General features: G+C 59.2%; 1 protein-coding gene. It reads left to right on the top strand.

Annotated elements, in window-relative coordinates; translation table 11 throughout:
* The first annotated feature begins 279 nt into the window (after positions 1-279).
* Complete coding sequence (locus A3A5_RS0121645; RefSeq protein ID WP_018312614.1) at positions 280-1,431, top strand: ATPase; 1,152 nt, start codon at positions 280-282, stop codon at positions 1,429-1,431.
* Positions 1,432-1,532: the final 101 nt, after the last annotated feature.

Below are 1,532 nucleotides of genomic sequence, written 5' to 3'. Positions count from 1 at the left end.
GGGCCACGCTTGGTTTCGAACAGGGCGCCGGCCCGCTCAAGAATTTCCTTCTTTATCGCTTGGCGCTCCAGGTGCCTCCTCATGTGTAACGCGCCTTTGAACCTCGCCGNTGACCCCGATAGGAAGCATGAGGCCGCGCCACCGCAACACCGCCCGGAATGTGCCTCCCACATCTCTTGGCATGTATTGCAGCGCGAGGGAGATTCGTCAGGTGCCGATATAGCGGCTCTATAATTGTCTATAATTTCCTATAGTTGATAATAGAGCAGAGAAAGCAACATGGAATTCTTCCGTCGCGAGGAGCTTGCAACCAACCTCGCCAAGAAAGTTTTGGAAGTGTCGCCGACATCCGCTTCAAGTTCGGGGCTGTTTTTGGCGGCTCCGCGGCGCACTGGCAAGTCAACGTTCCTGCGAGAAGATCTGAGGCCGGCGCTCGAAAAGGAAGGCGCGCTGGTTCTTTACGTTGATCTGTGGGAAGACCGCAGCGCAGATCCTGGCGAAACCATCGTGCACATGGTGCGCGCAGAGCTGGCGAAGCACGAGGGCGTCATTACCCGACTCGCGCGATCTGCTGGCATGGAGAAGGTCGCCGTGGGGGGACTTTCGTTTTCGCTGGATCGCATCGGTCTTGGCGATGGCATTTCATTGTCGACCGCATTGGCCGAATTGTCTGACGAGGTGAAGCGCCCGATCGCATTGGTCATCGATGAAGCACAGCAAGCTATCGTGAGCGAAAAGGGCAACGATGCGTTGTTTGCGCTTAAGGCTGCGCGTGACGAGCTCAATAGCAGCCGCCATTTCGGCCTTCGTATCGTGGCCACAGGCTCTAACCGCGACAAGTTGGCGATGCTGCGTGCCGGCCGCGATCAGGCTTTCATGGGCGCGCCGCTCATTAATTTCCCGTCCCTCGGCATGGACTACGTGCAGTGGTTCTGCCATCGGCTGAACCTCGGCGCCCCCCTTGACCCGGCCCGAGTCTACGAACTCTTTAAGCGCGCTTCCTTCCGTCCTGAGCTGCTCGGGGCCGCAGCGGATGCGGTACGCTTTGAGTTCGGGTTGCCGCCGGATCAGGTAAGCACGCGCTTCGCCGAGGCCATCGACGAACAGATCGCAGAGAGCGAGCGCGAGCAATTGCGAGTGGTGCATAGTTTGACGCCACCGCAATCGACGGTTCTTCGCGTCATGGCGGTCCGCGGTGAGAAATTTGCGCCATTCGAAGCCGCGACCATTGAGTCGTACAACGCTGTATTGCAAGCGACATCACCCAATGTCGACGCTAAGATCGACGTATCTGGCGCTCAGCAAGCGCTTGCGGCCCTGCAGGAGAAGGCGCTTGTATGGCGCGCAGCCCGTGGGGTCTATGCGCTCGAGGAGACCGGCCTGGCAACGCTCATGGCCAGCGCCGGGATGCTCGACGATGTCCCCAGATAGCCCTATCGGGCGAGGTTCAAAGGCGCGTTACACATGAGGAGGCACCTGGAGCGCCAGGCGATAATGGTGCCCCTTTTTCATCTGCGGCATCCATGACTCAA

The sequence above is a fragment of the Cupriavidus sp. UYPR2.512 genome (assembly GCF_000379565.1).
Taxonomy (GTDB): domain Bacteria; phylum Pseudomonadota; class Gammaproteobacteria; order Burkholderiales; family Burkholderiaceae; genus Cupriavidus.
The sequence above is the reverse complement of the archived record's forward strand: the minus strand, read 5'-3'. Positions and strand labels throughout refer to the sequence as shown.

Coding starts and splice junctions, on each gene's coding strand:
- A3A5_RS0121645 (WP_018312614.1), top strand. CDS start 280: ATGGAATTCTTCCGTCGCGAGGAGCTTGCAACCAACCTCGCCAAGAAA.